General features: G+C 39.6%; 16 protein-coding genes and 2 riboswitches. Of the genes, 4 read left to right on the top strand and 12 right to left on the bottom strand.

From position 1 onward, the window contains the following. Positions 1–7: 7 nt before the first annotated feature. The 3 genes from IGJ24_RS10870 to IGJ24_RS10880 are packed head-to-tail and all read right to left on the bottom strand — an operon-like array spanning position 8 to position 2,570. Positions 8–661 (bottom strand): CbiQ family ECF transporter T component, encoded by a 654-nt coding sequence (locus tag IGJ24_RS10870; RefSeq protein ID WP_002362491.1) that lies wholly within the window; start codon positions 659–661, stop codon positions 8–10. After that, positions 652–2,010 carry an ABC transporter ATP-binding protein gene (locus IGJ24_RS10875; RefSeq protein WP_002379779.1) on the bottom strand — a complete coding sequence of 453 codons (1,359 nt, stop codon included), beginning with the start codon at positions 2,008–2,010 and terminating at the stop codon, positions 652–654. The genes IGJ24_RS10870 and IGJ24_RS10875 overlap by 10 nt, the downstream gene beginning before the upstream one ends. Beyond that, positions 2,007–2,570 (bottom strand): ECF transporter S component, encoded by a 564-nt coding sequence (locus IGJ24_RS10880; RefSeq protein ID WP_289865793.1) that lies wholly within the window; start codon positions 2,568–2,570, stop codon positions 2,007–2,009. Before IGJ24_RS10880 ends, IGJ24_RS10875 begins: the two co-directional genes overlap by 4 nt. A 104-nt stretch (positions 2,571–2,674) precedes the next feature. Beyond that, positions 2,675–2,765: riboswitch (TPP riboswitch) on the bottom strand. 178 nt (positions 2,766–2,943) lie between these two features. Between IGJ24_RS10880 and IGJ24_RS10885 the strand changes: the two genes are divergently transcribed. Continuing rightward, positions 2,944–3,729, top strand: a complete 786-nt coding sequence (locus tag IGJ24_RS10885) for a TraX family protein (protein ID WP_002362333.1) — start codon at positions 2,944–2,946, stop codon at positions 3,727–3,729. Positions 3,730–3,892: 163 nt separating this feature from the next. After that, complete coding sequence (locus IGJ24_RS10890) at positions 3,893–5,254, top strand: MFS transporter (protein WP_002382490.1); 1,362 nt, start codon at positions 3,893–3,895, stop codon at positions 5,252–5,254. 51 nt (positions 5,255–5,305) lie between these two features. Here IGJ24_RS10890 and IGJ24_RS10895 read toward each other — a convergent pair whose 3' ends face one another. Continuing rightward, entirely contained in the window at positions 5,306–6,496 is a 1,191-nt protein-coding gene (locus IGJ24_RS10895; RefSeq protein WP_289865791.1) for an MFS transporter, read from the bottom strand. Positions 6,497–6,640: 144 nt separating this feature from the next. On the opposite strand from IGJ24_RS10895, the gene IGJ24_RS10900 reads away from it, so the two are divergent. Further along, positions 6,641–6,997 (top strand): winged helix-turn-helix transcriptional regulator, encoded by a 357-nt coding sequence (locus tag IGJ24_RS10900; RefSeq protein WP_002356348.1) that lies wholly within the window; start codon positions 6,641–6,643, stop codon positions 6,995–6,997. 92 nt (positions 6,998–7,089) lie between these two features. Here IGJ24_RS10900 and thiD read toward each other — a convergent pair whose 3' ends face one another. From thiD to galE, 8 genes are all read right to left on the bottom strand, one after another. Next, positions 7,090–7,920, bottom strand: a complete 831-nt coding sequence (thiD, locus tag IGJ24_RS10905) for a bifunctional hydroxymethylpyrimidine kinase/phosphomethylpyrimidine kinase (RefSeq protein WP_002362487.1) — start codon at positions 7,918–7,920, stop codon at positions 7,090–7,092. After that, positions 7,917–8,552 (bottom strand): thiamine phosphate synthase, encoded by a 636-nt coding sequence (gene thiE, locus IGJ24_RS10910; RefSeq protein WP_289865790.1) that lies wholly within the window; start codon positions 8,550–8,552, stop codon positions 7,917–7,919. Before thiE ends, thiD begins: the two co-directional genes overlap by 4 nt. Further along, positions 8,549–9,367: a hydroxyethylthiazole kinase gene (locus IGJ24_RS10915; protein ID WP_289865789.1), complete on the bottom strand. Its 819-nt coding sequence runs from the start codon at positions 9,365–9,367 to the stop codon at positions 8,549–8,551. The genes thiE and IGJ24_RS10915 overlap by 4 nt, the downstream gene beginning before the upstream one ends. Continuing rightward, a complete protein-coding gene (gene thiW, locus IGJ24_RS10920; protein WP_002376474.1) occupies positions 9,351–9,839 on the bottom strand; it encodes an energy coupling factor transporter S component ThiW in 489 nt (162 codons plus the stop codon). Before thiW ends, IGJ24_RS10915 begins: the two co-directional genes overlap by 17 nt. A gap of 140 nt (positions 9,840–9,979) precedes the next feature. Then, positions 9,980–10,068: riboswitch (TPP riboswitch) on the bottom strand. 147 nt (positions 10,069–10,215) lie between these two features. Continuing rightward, complete coding sequence (locus IGJ24_RS10925) at positions 10,216–10,530, bottom strand: YbaB/EbfC family nucleoid-associated protein (RefSeq protein WP_002384048.1); 315 nt, start codon at positions 10,528–10,530, stop codon at positions 10,216–10,218. 20 nt (positions 10,531–10,550) lie between these two features. After that, positions 10,551–12,311, bottom strand: coding sequence for a DNA polymerase III subunit gamma/tau (gene dnaX / locus IGJ24_RS10930; protein ID WP_104845939.1), 1,761 nt, complete (start codon positions 12,309–12,311; stop codon positions 10,551–10,553). Positions 12,312–12,382: 71 nt separating this feature from the next. Further along, the gene (locus IGJ24_RS10935; RefSeq protein WP_025191025.1) at positions 12,383–13,633 is read right to left on the bottom strand and encodes a UDP-glucose--hexose-1-phosphate uridylyltransferase; all 1,251 of its coding nucleotides are present in this window, start codon (positions 13,631–13,633) and stop codon (positions 12,383–12,385) included. Continuing rightward, positions 13,614–14,606, bottom strand: a complete 993-nt coding sequence (galE, locus tag IGJ24_RS10940; protein ID WP_002388439.1) for a UDP-glucose 4-epimerase GalE — start codon at positions 14,604–14,606, stop codon at positions 13,614–13,616. The genes IGJ24_RS10935 and galE overlap by 20 nt, the downstream gene beginning before the upstream one ends. Before the next feature lie 267 nt (positions 14,607–14,873). On the opposite strand from galE, the gene IGJ24_RS10945 reads away from it, so the two are divergent. Next, a complete protein-coding gene (locus IGJ24_RS10945) occupies positions 14,874–15,041 on the top strand; it encodes a DUF3042 family protein (protein ID WP_002356337.1) in 168 nt (55 codons plus the stop codon). Positions 15,042–15,089: the final 48 nt, after the last annotated feature.

Genomic DNA, 15,089 nt, shown 5'->3' on the forward strand with positions numbered 1-15,089 from the left:
TTCTCCTTTACGTTAGAAAAATAAACAAATTGGTAAAAATGATGATCAAAATAGCAAGCCCAAGACTGACTTTTGCTGACACAAAATGCTCTTTTCGACTTCTGGTGGCTCCTTCTTCATAGCCATGGGCAGACATTGCTTCCGTATATTTATCTCGCCAAGAAACAGCAACGAGGAGTGTTTTTACATAAAGCATCGGCGACCAAAAATGAAACGTTTTGCCACGGAGTAGGCTCGCTTCTTTTAAATCATTAATTTCTCTTTTCACTTCCGGTAAGGCGTGAACCACCACTAAAATTCCATAAACAAAGTTTGGTGCTAGCCCCTTTTGTTCCAATAACAACAATAATTCTTCAAAATCAACGCCTACAGCAAAAGCTAGTCCTAAACCGGCAAAGGCATACGTTCGACTAAACAAAAGCCAGGCTTGTTGACTACTCGTACCATGCAAATAAATAGACCAAAACGTCCCGATTGCTGGTAAAAGTGGCAAGAAAAATAACCAAAGCAGTAAGCGGGATTTTCGCTGGCCTATTAAAAAAATGACACAACCCATAAAAACCGCCAAATTTGCCAAAATTGACTGAGAAAAAGATAATTCAAAGGTCAAAATAAGAATCAAAGAAGCATAAATTGCTGCATTTGTTTGCTTTATTTGCATGTGGTTCCCTCCTGCCAGATAATCAGTTGTTGCTGCAGCAATTCTATTCGGTAATTGCTCACGCCAGAGAGAGGTTCTAGCCGATGCGTGACGATTAGAAAATCTTGTTGCGCACTTTTTTCTTTGATCCATTCAACAAAATAATTGCATGCTCGCTCATCTAATCCAGCAAAAGGTTCATCTAAAAGTAAACAGTCCAAATCTAAGCTCAGCAAACTAATTAATTGCACCATCTTTTTTTGCCCTTCACTTAGTTGAAAAACACTGTGCTCTAGTTTTTCTTTTAAACCTAAAAAAGTTAAGGCTTCCTCTTGTTTTCTTCTTTTTTCTGCTGTCATGTTCTGACCAAACAAAAGCTCTTCTCGTAAAGTCAACGTGACAAACTGACGATTGGCTTGTTGCACCGCTAATGTCATGTGTTGATACAATTTTTTTGAAGCCCGCAAGCGGCGGCCTGCCAAGAACATTTTCCCTTGATATTTTTGTCTCTGAACGATGGCTTTTAATAAGGTGGATTTTCCCGCCCCATTTGGCCCCGTCAACGTGGTAATTCCTTTAAACAAAAGCGCTTCTTTTTCTTCAAGTAGCACTCGTTTTCCCTGAGACAAACGAAAATTTTTCAATTGGAGCATTGGTTGTTTTACCACAGAAGTTGTAAGCTGAAATGTCTGCGGTTTTGTTTTGATAAACGTCAACGGTTGTTTTTCAAACTGGCCGTTTTTCAACGTGACGACTTGGTCCACAACATCAGCGTAATCGTTGAAATCGTGGTCGCACACCAAAATCGTTTTGCCTGCTTGATGGAGTCTTGCTAAAATTTGAATAAATTGTTTTCGAGAGGTTGGATCAATACTTGCAAAAGGTTCATCTAATAAAAGAATATCTGGGTTCATTGCTAGCAGAACTGTCAACGCCGCTTTTTGTTTTTCACCACCAGATAACGTCGCTAATTCTCGTGTGAATAAGGTTTGAGTCTGAACAAGTTGAAGCGCTGTTTGGATTTTTCGGTTCATTTCTTCAGGCGAGATTCCTAAATTTTCTAAAGCAAAAATCAGTTCTCGTTCCAAGGTTTTCATTGTAAATTGTTGACTGGGGTTTTGAAACAGCATGCCAATTTTTTGCGCCTTTTCACGAGTTGATAATTGTCGGCGTTCCATTCCTTCAATCAAAATTTCTCCTTGGTAATCAAGCGGAGCAAATCCGGCAATCAATCGTAAGAGCGTTGATTTTCCACTACCACTATCGCCAATTAATAAGGAAAACGTTCCTTGAGGAATTGCTAAATTTGTCTTTTCAAACAAGGGTTGTTCTCGTGAAAAGGACACAGCTTTTAATTGGATACTATTCATTTTGCCTTCACAGCTAACCCTTGCGCAGACTGAAACATTCGTAAAATAACTTTCGTTAATAAAATACCAAAGAAACAAATAGAAACGAACCGAACGCTAATTAAAGCAATGTTCATCCCCAGACCGTAATTGCCATAACCAAACTTAAAGTATTCATACACATAACTAAAAATAGTCGTCCCAATCGCACTATAAAATAACGTTAGTGTATCGTACCGTTTGTAGCGTGTCACAAAAAAGCCACTTTCACTACCTAGGCCTTGAATCACACCAGAAATTAATACACTAGGTCCGAAATACGAACCATAAAGCATTTCTGCCAAAGCGGCTAAAACTTCCGCCAAAACAGCACTTCCCGCTCGTGGAATCAGCATCGCTGCAATTGGTGCCACCATGGTCCACATTCCAAATAAAAGCTCATTGGCAAATGGACTCAGGCCTAATGGTAACAGCGCAGCATTCAATAACGCATAGAGGAACCCTGCCCCCATAAAAACACCGCCAAACAAAAAGGCTAAAAAAGCGAGTAAGACGACTTGTTGCAATGACCATTTTTTCAATAAAAAAACTCCTTTCTCTTAACAAAAAGCAAAAGGAGTGACTTAAATAAACCCTGATAAAAGAAAACACACTCATCCTAGGACAGAATGAGTGCGTGAAAAATCAAAGTAAATCGGCATTTCCCTGCGACAGTACTAACTGCATCAGGTTCAATGGGTATCATCTCAGCCATAACAGCACCCCAAATGTTTTTTATTAAAATGTACTTTTACTATAGCATAGAATAATTATAAAAACTAGTCTTGGTACTTTTTTCTTTCATCAAAAGCTGAAGAAATCAAACAATTTTGTAAGATAACTGTTAGGCAAATAAATGGTTGGTTTTTATGAACTTTGTTATATTGTTCTTTATGAAAGAGAGGCGTTTATACTATGGGTAAAACATTAACTGGCTTTCATTTGAAAGTCATTGGGGTTATTTCAATGGTCTTTGACCATCTATTGCAATTTTTTAGTTTTTTAGGCGTGCCTGGTTGGTTCGGATGGATTGGACGAATTGCTGCACCTATTTTCTTATTTGAAAGTTCTGAAGGCTTCATTCACACAAGCAATCGGCGAAAATACATGTTCCGGTTATTGTTAGGCTTCTGGATTATGGGGATTCTGAACGGCATTTTAAATGCGTATTTTTCAACAGGTGGCTTAATTATCAATAATATTTTTGGGACGTTATTTTTAGGTACGGTCTACATGCAGTCTATGGACTATTTTAAACAAAAACAAATTGGTAAAGGGCTTCTTTGGTTTATTGTGCCTTTATTAATCAGTGCTCTACCTCTCGTTGTTTTTAGTTCTCCAGACATATTAAGCAACCCTGCTATCTTAATTGGTTTCCAACTTTTCAATCTGATTGTGCCATCACTAATGATGACAGAAGGTGGGTTTTTATTTGTTCTCTTGGCCGTGGCTTTTTATTTATTCCATGGCAAAAAATGGTTACAAATTTCAGCGATTGGCGTTGTTGCGTTGATTTCAGCAGCCAGCTATAATTTCCAAGAACTATTCGGGGTGAACCACCAATGGATGATGATTTTAGCAGCGATTCCAATTGTTCTTTATAATGGTGAAAAAGGCCGTGGCATGCGGAATTTCTTTTATATTTTCTATCCAGCTCACATTGCTATTTTTGCAATTATTAGTTTCTTCATGCAACGTTAATTATTTTCTGCTTGACGATTGCCTAAAAACTGTTTACAATGCAACATGTAAACAAATCGTACAGATAACACGCAAGTTGCGTGTCGAGAGAGAGGCGGTTTCTATTTTTATAGAAACTGCTTCTATTTTTTTACGAAAAAATGAAAACTATAGAGGTGATTAAATGGAACAAAAAAACGTACGATTATTCCCTGCCGTTTTAGCGACAGGAATTATGTCTTTTGCTGGCGTATTAATTGAAACAGCAATGAATGTAACCTTTCCGACATTAACAAAGGAATTTGGTGTTTCCACCGGTACCGTGCAGTGGGTGACAACGATTTATTTATTAGTTATTTCTATCATGGTGCCCTTATCCAATTATTTATTAAAAACCTATTCGCTAAGACGCTTATTTATCGTTGCGAATCTTTTCTTTTTGATTGGTTTAGCGATTGATGTCTATTCGCCATCTTTCAGTATCTTGTTATTAGGCCGACTCTTCCAAGGGGCTAGCACTGGGATTGCTTTGCCACTGATGTTTCATATTATTTTGAACTTTACCCCGCTGGAAAAACGAGGAACGATGATGGGGGTAGGCACATTGACCACTTCAATTGCTCCAGCCATTGGTCCAACGTATGGTGGAATCTTAACATCTTCCCTGTCTTGGCACGCCATCTTTTTATTCTTAATTCCTATTTTACTGCTTTCTTTGTTTATGGGATTATCTGCTATTCCAGAAATACCTGTTAAAAAAACCACCACTCTTGATTTGGTTAGTTTAATTGGTATTGCCCTGTTATTTAGTGGTTTGTTGATGTTTTTAAGTAAAATTGGTACATTGTTTGGCTGGCTTTCACTTCTGGCAGCCGTTATTGGCTTTGTTATTTTTTATAAACGAGCAACAACCGCTGAACAGCCACTAGTTCGTTTGACAATTTTAAAAAATCCCGCCTTCGTTTTATTTTTATGTGGCTTTTTAGTTTGTCAATTCTTATTGTTAGGTATTTCCTTTGTCTTACCAAACTTTGTTCAAATCGTCCTTGGAAAAAATGCGTTTGTAGCTGGGCTAGTCATGCTGCCAGGTGCTACAGTCGGGGCCATTTTGGCACCACTTTCTGGACGAGTGTTGGATCAATACGGCGCTAAAAAACCTATATTATTTGGCTTAAGTTTGGCGACAATCGGTTGGCTAGCTTTAACAATTTTACTAGAGATGCCTGTTTTATTAGGATTCGTCGCTGGACATGTTACCTATATGATTGGTCTAGGTTTTGCATACAGTAATATGATGACGACTGGTATGAGCTTGTTAGAGGAGAAAGATTTTGGCGACGGCAATACGTTATTTAATACACTTCAACAATTTTCTGGCGCTATTGCGACGGCCATTGTAGCGACGATTATTAATATCGCTCAAGACCACGCAGATAATTTTGCTCAGGGGACAACGATGGGCTCCCTCATTTCTCTGATTTTCTTGTTAACCTTATTAGTAATTGTTTTAATTGCTTGCTGGAATTATTTCCGCAAAAAAGCTTAAAAAAAAAGCAGCTGGTCAGTTCCATAGTGACCAGCTGCTTTTTTTAGTTTTCTAAAGATAGTTGTTTTTTTGTTCTTCTTGCTTCCGAATATAAAGTACGAACAAGACAGCAATTAGCACGATAAAACCACCAAAAATCGGTGTATATGTTACTGATAAATGATCTGTGACCACCCCACCTGTCATTGAGCCGACGGTAATCCCAATATTAAAGGCTGCAATATTAAAAGCTGAGGCCAAAGTGATATCTTCTGGAACATACTTTTCCGCTAATTCTACAACATATAGTTGTAAACCAGGTACATTCATAAAGGCAAATAGGCCCAACATCAAACTTGCTAATAAGCCTAGAAGACTGTTATCCATTAAAACAGTAATGAATAAAAAGACTAAGGACAGAATTAATAAGCTAAACATTTTTACTAACGAATCTAAAGGTTTTTTATTTGCCCAGTGACCACCTACTGTATTGCCAATTGCGACCATTATGCCATAAACAACTAAAATAATCACTACCGCGTTGGCTGAAAAGCCTAAATTTTCCAATAACGGTGACAAGTACGTATATGCAGCAAACGTTCCACCATAACCAAAAGCAGTAATTAGAAAAGATAAAACGAGGGGTTTGTTCGTAAAAATCCGCGTGATTCCTTTTAAGTCAACCTTCCCTGGTATCGGTAAATTTTTGGGAACTAAAAAATAACTAGCAATCAGTCCCACCAAGCCAATACTGGCTATAAAAAGAAAGGACATATGCCAAGCTGTTTGTTGCCCAATAAACGTCCCTAAAGGTACACCAGTCACTGTTGCAACCGTTAAGCCCGTAAACATAATAGCAATGGCACTGGCTCGACGTGACGGCGGCACAACATCTGCGGCGATGACAGTCGAAATAGACATGAAAATACCATGCGCCAATGCAGAAAGTATCCGCCCTACCAATAAAATAATAAACGTTGGCGCAAATGCAGCAATTAAATTCCCACTAATGAAAAGAATCATAATCCCTAGCATTAATGAGCGACGATTCCATTTTCCTGTCAAAATTGTTAATAACGGCGCCCCAATCGTCACACCTAAAGCGTATAAAGAAACAGTCAAACCTGCTTGGGAAAGACTAATATGAAAACTTTTAACAATCATTGGTAATAAACCCACACTAATAAATTCTGTTGAACCGATTGCGAAAGCATTGATAGCTAATGCAAAGAGCGTTAAATTTGGTGAAATTTTCTTTTCCATTCTCTTCCTCCTAAAAAACATTTGAATTTCAACAAAAATTACTATATACTAAGATTGAAATTTTGATAAGTACCTACTTTTTTGTATCATAGGTACCTTTTAGTAACTTTTGTTTATTATCAACCTATTAAGGAGGAATGTTTTTTGGAAACTCGTACATATGCGATTGGTGTCGAAGCAACGATGGATGTTATTGGCGGCAAATGGAAACCAATTATTCTGTGTAATTTACGGCACGGTGCCATGCGCCCCAGCGATTTAAAACGCGGTATTACTGGCATTAGTCAAAAAATGCTGACACAACAATTACGGGAACTCGAAGAAGACAACATTATCGAGCGAAAAGTTTACAACCAAGTTCCACCAAAAGTCGAATATTATTTAAGCGATTATGGTCAAAGCCTCTCTGCTGTCTTAGATAACTTATGTAATTGGGGAGAATCCCACGTGGCTCATTTGCAAGAACAAGGCCAAGAAATTTATTTAAAATGTGAAGATTAGTGAACAAAACGTTTATAAACTATATTAAGAGGGAACTTTAAGCTATTTAAAGCCTGGGGAAAAATCATTTTAGATTTTTCCCCAGGCTCTTCTTATGCTTTAATAACTTGAATATCTTGCGTTAATTGGGCCCAATGATTAGTAGGTCCGTGACCATGTCCAACAGAGATTGCTTGGCTAATGGCCCCTTGTATAAACTGTTTGCCAATCACAATCGCCGCTTCTAACGGCGTGCCTTTTGCTAATTCGGCTGCGATACACGCTGAAAAAGTATCTCCTGTTCCATGAGTATTTTTCGTTACAATTCGTGGTGCACTTAGCCAAAAGCTCGAACCGTCTTCCATTAACACATAATCAGCCGCTTGTTGATTTGTGCTATGTCCGCCTTTCATAATAATATTTTTTGTGCCCAATTGCTGTAATTTTTTTGCTGCGGTCTGCATTTCTTGTTCTGTCTTGATGGTCGTCTCTAGTAAAACTTCCGCCTCTGGTAAATTAGGTGTCACGACCGTTGCTAATGGCAACAGTTGCTCTTTAATCGTTTGAACTGCCTCGGCTTCTAACAAATGATGTCCACCTTTAGCCACCATTACAGGATCGACAATCAACGGACCAAAATCAACTTTCTGCAAATTGCGAACAACAGCTTCGACACGCTCACTATCTGCTAACATCCCCGTTTTCGCTGCCCCAATTTTAAAATCAGCCGCCAGTGATTGAAATTGTGCATCAATAAATGAACTAGGAATCGGTAAGCTATCTTGCACGCCATACGTATTTTGTGCCGTCAATGCAATGACAATATTTAAGCCAAATGCCTGCCGTGCTTGAAATGTTTTTAAATCTGCTTGCATGCCAGCTCCCCCACCAGAATCAGAACCAGCAATCGTGACTACTTGTGGGGTCAAATTATATTCGGTCATTTTCTCGCCTCCAACATTCGCTCCGTTACATGCATCAACCCTTGAACTTTCTCGGTTATCTGTTCAGCCAGCATAATTCCACTGACCAGTGAAACACCAGCCACTCCCGTTCCCATAAGTTGTTCTATATTTTCTTCTTTGATTCCACCAATCGCTACAACAGGAATCGTGACTGCTGCGGCAATTTCAGAAAGTGTCTGCAATGAAGTTAACGGACTGTCCTTAGTCGTTGTGGGGAAAATTGCGCCCACGCCTAAATAATCGGCGCCCTCGTTTTCCGCTTCAACTCCTCGTGCCACCGTTTTGGCTGAAACACCTACGATTTTTGTGGACCCAACCAGTTTTCGCACAAGAGCAACCGGTAATTCATCATCCCCTATATGCACACCTGCCGCATCCACTGCCAAGCAAATATCGACACGATCATTAATAATCAACGGAATCTGATACGCATCTGTTACCGCTTTAACTTTCACTGCTAATTCGTAAAAGCGCCGTGTTGACACTTCCTTTTCGCGCAGTTGGACCAATGTCACTCCACTGCGACAAGCAGTTTCAATTCGTTTTAAAAATTCAGTATCACTAAAATCATACCGACCTGTCACCAAATAAACTTTCAATTGCTCTCTCATAGCACTCGTCCTTTCACCGCCTCAAACCAATCCTTCTCCTTCATTAAAAGAGATAACTGATTTAACGTATTTTGGCGAAAATCGGCCAGCCCTTGGCTCTTAGTCTTGGCTTTTTCTCCGCAAAGATTAAAATAGCTCACTGCGGCTACTGCCGCAGTCATTGGCGCGTTGCCTTCACCTAATAAAGCGGCAACTAATGCGCCGACTAAATCGCCCGTGCCAGTGAAACAATCCAACTCAGGAACGCCATTTTGTAAGACAATCACTTGCTCTTGGCTAACCAAAACATCTTGAATCCCTGTTGCTAAAAATACCGTCTGGGGAAACTTTTGTATTTGTTGACGTAAAGCCTGAATCAGTTCCTCAATTGCTTCTTCACTTTGATCCAAAGGACTGCCATCTACTCCTCGACCATGACTCACCAACTGGCAAAAAGTCCGCATTTCTGAAAGATTTCCTTTCACAACGGTTGGCTGATTGTGCACCAGCTTTTCCCCGACTTCATTTCGAATATCACTGGCGCCATACCCGACTAAATCGACCACGGTCGGTTTAGTCACTTGCCGAGCATAATCACTAGCTGCTAACAAGCTCTGCTCTCGTTCTTGTGATAAATGGCCTAAATTCAAAACCAAGGCACTGGTTTGCTGAAACAACTGCGGAAATTCCCGGGGATCATCTGCCATAATGGGCTTAGCATCAATATAAAGTAATGCATTCGCCATAGACTCACACGTAATTTCATTCGTAATGCACTGAATTAATGGTGCCGTTGTCAGTGGAAAAATCGTTTCAAACTTAACGCTTGTTTTCATAAAAGTACCCTCCTAAAAATAATTCCTGTGTTTGTTTAAATACCCGAGTTTCTTTCAGTTTTACTAAGACAAGCCAAGCAATCACTGAACCAATCAGTGTGGCACCAATAAATCGTGGTGTATAAATGAACCAATAAAAATTCTGCTTACTGCCAGTAAACCAAACCATTACAGGATAGGACAATAACGAGCCAATGATGCCTGTCCCAAAAATTTCCCCTAGCATCGACCAGCCTAATTTTTGTCCCCATTGATAAAATAAACCAGCAAAAAACGCGCCAAAGACGGCACCTGTTAACGCTAATGGCGGAATACCTAAGAATGTCATACGGATTAAGCCGCAGACAAGTGCCATGATCGTTCCGTAAAGAGGACCTAATAAAACTCCGGCAATAATGTTCATGACACTGGACATAGGGGCCATTCCCTCAATTCGCATTAACGGCGATAATACGACGTCCATCGCAATCATTAAAGCTAGTAACGTAACTCTGTGGATTCGATTTTTTTCCACGTAAAAAAACTCCTTTCTGCGAGAAGCAAAAGGAGGCGCGACTGAAAAAGACAGAAAAACCCAACCACAAATAAACGTAGTTGGGTGCAATAATCGGTCAAAATTTCAAGACATTTCCCTGCGCCAGTCCTAACTGTTTCAGGTTCCATGGGTATAATCTCAGCTAATAGCACCCCAAATGTTTCTCTTCAATTGGCTTTAGTATAGCATAGTTTTTTGGAAGCGACTACTAAAATTGCCAAAGAGTTTTCCCACAAAAATAGAAAAAACGTCATGCCCAAAAAGTTCGATTTTTTGGGCATGACGTTTTTCATACTTTCGTTTGTCTTATTTTTTAGAATCCTGGCATTCCTTTGGTGTATTTACCTAAAGTTGCTTCGGTTTCTTTTTCAATTTTTACTAACGCATCGTTGACAGCCATAATGACTAAATCTTGTAACATATCAACGTCTTCAGGATCAACCACGTCTTCTTTAATGATCAAATCTTTCATTGTGCGATCACCAGTAAATGTCGCTGTCACAAGTTGATTGGTGGCTTCACCGATAAATTCTTTTTCATTTAGCGCTTCTTGCGCTTTGGCCATTTCTTTTTGCATTTTTTGTACTTGTTTCATCATGCCTTGCATGTTGCCCATTCCTCGCATCATAATTCCTCTACTCCTTCATATTAATCATCTAGTACTTCGACAAGCTCTTCACCAAACATAGCGATTGCTTCATCTACTACTGGATTTTCTTGTGAATGTTCATTTGTTACAGGCGGTTCGTCCGCTAGACGAGCCATTTCATTTTCAGGTTCAGAATGATTCAAACTGCCCTGATTTTGGTTAATAAAACTTTGTCTTAGTTTTGGCCAGCTTTCTCTAGTAATGCAGACCATCTCTGGTGTATAGTCCATCAAACGGCTTAAATTATTATTGAAAGCTAACTGCATCTCTTCATCATCTGTTGCACGAGCACAAACAATCTCATAGTCAAATGCCACCACGATGCCCTTAGGACTCGCTGCGACAGGTTCACTAGCCTTTAGCATCGCTCGTTGAGTCACAGATAATGTTTGCAGTAAGTCTTCCCAGACATTTTTCACATTCATTAAATGTGTTCTCGTCGCTTCGTTTAAGACTTGATATACCCGTTCTGTGGGTACGCGGAACGAACTTTTTGGCGCTTGTGGTCGTGCTTGTTGACGTGGCGCATCTGCTTCTTTGGCAGTTACACCGTGTTTCTTTAATTCAGCCAGTTCTTTCTTCAGTTGCCCGATTTGATTTTGTAAATCTGCTAATTCTGGATTTCCCTCTGCACTACCACCTTGATTAGTTGTTTCTGGCGTGTTGTGTTTATTGGGTTGCACCGTTTTAGCCAATTTGACAGTGGCTACTTCCAGATAGATATTCGCATTGTTGGTAAAGCGGATTTCATTTTGTGTGTCACTTAAAATTTGGATTAGTTGGTAGATTTTTTCAGCAGACGTTTGTGTAGCTAGTTCCTTAAATGCTTCTGTCAAAGTTCCTGCTTTTTCTGCTAATAACTTCGGTGCTTGCTGATACATCAGCAAATCTCGACAATATAATAACAAATCTTCTAAGAAACGGCGCGCTTCTTTGCCTTCGCCTAAAATACTTTCCAAGCCTTCTAATGCTCGTTCAACATCACCAGCGACACAACACCGAATATAATGATCCATCATTTCATAGGTTAGGCTGCCTGTCACTTGCATTGCATCTTCCAGTGTTACTTTTTCATCACTAAAGGAAATCGTTTGATCCAAGATACTCAAGGCATCTCGCATCCCACCTTCCGCAGCACGCCCAATCACATAAAGGGCTTGTTCCTCATAATCGAGAGCCATTTCCTGCATGATATGGGCCATATGATCGACGATATCTTGCGTACTAATTCGCTTAAAATCAAAGCGTTGAGTCCGTGAGATAATCGTTAACGGAATCTTGTGTGGTTCAGTCGTTGCTAAGATAAAAATAACATTTTGTGGTGGTTCTTCCAAGGTTTTTAAAAGTGCATTGAACGCGCCTGTTGATAGCATATGAACTTCATCAATAATATAAACTTTGTACTCGGCTTGTGTCGGTGCATACTTTGCTTTATCACGAATATCACGGATTTCTTCCACGCCATTATTACTCGCCGCATCAATTTCAATGACATCATTTAAACGACCTTCCGTAATGGCTACACAGGTTTCACAAACATTACAAGGTTCACCATCTTGACTATGTTTACAGTTAATCGCTTTAGCGAAAATTTTTGCGGCACTGGTTTTACCTGTACCACGAGGGCCAGTAAATAAATAGGCATGAGATGTTTTCTTTTGCACTATCGCATTTTTCAGTGTCTGAGTAATTGCTTTTTGTCCTACTACGTCATCGAAACGTTGTGAACGCCAGACCCGATAAAGTGCTTGATAAGCCATTTTTTACCCTCCCTTATTTTTCATTCTTATCTATTATACGTGATTTTTAGTCATTCGGCATCTTTTTTCTTTTAACGAGTCACTGGTGCAACCATTGCTAAAAAAGCCGCTTTTCCTTCACTTGTTTCTGCAAACGCACTGGCTTCTTTTAGTCGCTGTTGATACGCTGAAGCGACCGTTTCAAGTGCCTGCGTTTTCTGGTTGCTCCAAGTCGTTAAACCTTGGACTTCTGCTAACGTTAACGAAGGCTTTGCTTGAGGTCGACTAAAAATTAAGTCCATGACATATAAAAGTTCTTTTCGTCGTGCAACGATTTGTATCTCATCCGTTGGCAGTTTCAGCGTTTGCCACTGCTCAAAAATATCATTTGCGGCTTGGGCAACTTCTGACGCATTCGGTCCCTCTAGGCGAAATGTCGCAACTGGCCAATTCACCATTCCTGCGTTGATTAAAGGATAGTTAGCTAACTCAACATATTCTGAAATGCTCGCTTCGGCTAATGGAAATTGTTGCAAACCCGTTTGATAATAGACATGCTCATTTTGTTCAAAGTCAGCATCAATCCCAGCAAAATAATGAGGAAAGACCTCAACAATTTTCAACAATTGCTGAAAAGTCTTAACTGAACGTTTCGCTGCCTGATGTTTTTCAAACGCAATCACACCTTGTTGCTGATATTGTGCCTGTTTTACAAAGGAAAACCCCCAGCTTTCGCCATCTAAGTTCATTCGAATCACTCGATGGTTCGTAGTCGCAGGAAATTGCTGACTTCCCTGGTAGCCTTCTGTTGCCATGCACCATTCACAGCGGGGATAGTTTTGTGCAGAGAGCGTTGCTTTTGGCGCCTCACTGTGGACCTTATTTGCTAAAAAATCACCATAGACTGTTGAAAAAACAACAGGTTTTTCCTGTTCAATGACCGTACCGTTTTTTTGACAAAGTTGGTAAAAATACTCGGTAGCCTCTTGTGGCTCTTTAGCATAATGTTGTGCAAAAAAAGCATTAACCACAGAAGGTGGCGGTGTTAACAAATCCATCAATTGCACCATGAACTGTTCTTTTTGTTGCTCTGTTTTTACAAGTTGGTTGGCACTCGCAATTTGACACAATTGTTCCGCCAAATCAGCGGCGGGTGTTGCCACAGGCCGTATGTCTACTTCGCCTAATTCTTGTTCACCAATCATTGATAATAAACGGTTCTGAAGATATAAGCGATCCAATTCCATCCAACCACCTGCTTGAATAGCAAGTGTGGTAAAATCGGCAATCATTTGACTCGTGGTCATCGATTCATTCCTCCTATTACTTTTCTTGATATCCATGTGGATGAGCTTGATGCCATTGCCAAGCGGTAGCGATAATGTCCTTGACCTCAGTTACTTCTGGTTGCCAGCCTAAAACTCGTTTGGCTTTTTCACTAGAAGCAATTAACGTACTAGGATCCCCTGCTCGGCGTGGCGCGATTGTCGCAGGGATTTCTTGACCTGTCACTTCGCGAGCAGCATCTAACATTTCTTTAACAGAATAGCCGTTGTTGCTACCAAGGTTAAAGACGTCACTTTCTCCGCCATTTTTCAAGTATTCTAAAGCCAAAATATGTGCTGCAATCAAGTCTTCAATATAAACATAATCTCGAATGCACGTGCCATCTGGTGTATCATAATCATCCCCAAAAATACTTAGCTCTGCTCGTTGGCCTAATGCCACTTGTAAAATAATTGGCACAATATGCGTTTCTGGCGTGTGATCCTCACCAATTGAGGCATCTTTTTTTGCTCCCGCAACATTAAAATAACGCAAAGCAACATATTTCATTCCATAAGCGTTGTCGCACCATTTCATGATTTTTTCCATCATTAATTTACTTTCCCCATACGGGTTTTTAGGATTCGTTGGGGTTTCTTCTGTAATAGGCATTGCTTTTGGTTCGCCATAAGTGGCCGCTGTGGAAGAAAAAACAATGTGTTTCACTCCAAATTCTTGCATGACTTCCAAGGCAATTTGAGTGCCATGAACATTGTTATTGAAATACATTAACGGTTTCTCCACGGATTCTCCTACTAAAGAATTGGCCGCAAAGTGCAACACCCCTTCAATTGATTCCTTTTCAAAGACACTACGTAAAAAAGCTTTATCACGAATATCGCCTTCATAGAAAGTCGCTTGTTCATGAACTGCTGAACGATGTCCCGTTAATAAATTATCAACAACCACAACGGCATATCCTTTTGAAATTAATTGATCGACGGCATGTGAGCCGATGTAGCCTGCGCCACCTAATACTAAAATAGACATAAATACGCTCCTTTTACTCTCTAATTTCTTTTTCTATTGTACCATTAAATAAGGTTTACTTCTGAATTATTTCATTTTGTAAACAGGATTTAATTTGGCCATTTCTCCTTATTCATTTTTCCTATAAAAATACAGAAAAGACTTGGTAAATTTTAACAAATCTCTAAATTAGTCGTAGAGTTTATGAAAAATCATTGTAACTATTGGATTTTTTTACTTTTTTCCGTCATAATAGAAACAAATACAATTTGAAAGAAGGAATGAACGATGAAAAAATTTGTATCAGGTATGTTAGTCGGTACTGCTATCACAGTTGCTGCTTTAGCCGGTGTGGCTACAACTATTAAAAAAACAGTCATTGATCCAATTGAAGAAAAAGAAGATATGATTGAAGAAAACCGTAAAAAAGCGATGCGTAAGCGTATTGCACGTTAAAAAATAGCTGTGACGTTGAGATAAAAAATCTAACGCCAAGAAATCAAC

The sequence above is a fragment of the Enterococcus sp. DIV0546 genome, from assembly GCF_051712785.1.
GTDB lineage: Bacteria > Bacillota > Bacilli > Lactobacillales > Enterococcaceae > Enterococcus > Enterococcus faecalis.

Bases quoted from the DNA above. Each gene is read 5' to 3' on its own strand.
- IGJ24_RS10870 (WP_002362491.1), bottom strand. From the start codon at position 661: ATGCAAATAAAGCAAACAAATGCAGCAATTTATGCTTCTTTGATTCTT.
- IGJ24_RS10875 (WP_002379779.1), bottom strand. From the start codon at position 2,010: ATGAATAGTATCCAATTAAAAGCTGTGTCCTTTTCACGAGAACAACCC.
- IGJ24_RS10885 (WP_002362333.1), top strand. From the start codon at position 2,944: ATGGGTAAAACATTAACTGGCTTTCATTTGAAAGTCATTGGGGTTATT.
- IGJ24_RS10890 (WP_002382490.1), top strand. From the start codon at position 3,893: ATGGAACAAAAAAACGTACGATTATTCCCTGCCGTTTTAGCGACAGGA.
- IGJ24_RS10895 (WP_289865791.1), bottom strand. From the start codon at position 6,496: ATGGAAAAGAAAATTTCACCAAATTTAACGCTCTTTGCATTAGCTATC.
- thiD (WP_002362487.1), bottom strand. From the start codon at position 7,920: ATGACCGAATATAATTTGACCCCACAAGTAGTCACGATTGCTGGTTCT.
- thiE (WP_289865790.1), bottom strand. From the start codon at position 8,552: ATGAGAGAGCAATTGAAAGTTTATTTGGTGACAGGTCGGTATGATTTT.
- IGJ24_RS10915 (WP_289865789.1), bottom strand. From the start codon at position 9,367: ATGAAAACAAGCGTTAAGTTTGAAACGATTTTTCCACTGACAACGGCA.
- thiW (WP_002376474.1), bottom strand. From the start codon at position 9,839: ATGATTGCGATGGACGTCGTATTATCGCCGTTAATGCGAATTGAGGGA.
- IGJ24_RS10925 (WP_002384048.1), bottom strand. From the start codon at position 10,530: ATGATGCGAGGAATGGGCAACATGCAAGGCATGATGAAACAAGTACAA.
- dnaX (WP_104845939.1), bottom strand. From the start codon at position 12,311: ATGGCTTATCAAGCACTTTATCGGGTCTGGCGTTCACAACGTTTCGAT.
- IGJ24_RS10935 (WP_025191025.1), bottom strand. From the start codon at position 13,633: ATGGATATCAAGAAAAGTAATAGGAGGAATGAATCGATGACCACGAGT.
- galE (WP_002388439.1), bottom strand. From the start codon at position 14,606: ATGTCTATTTTAGTATTAGGTGGCGCAGGCTACATCGGCTCACATGCC.
- IGJ24_RS10945 (WP_002356337.1), top strand. From the start codon at position 14,874: ATGAAAAAATTTGTATCAGGTATGTTAGTCGGTACTGCTATCACAGTT.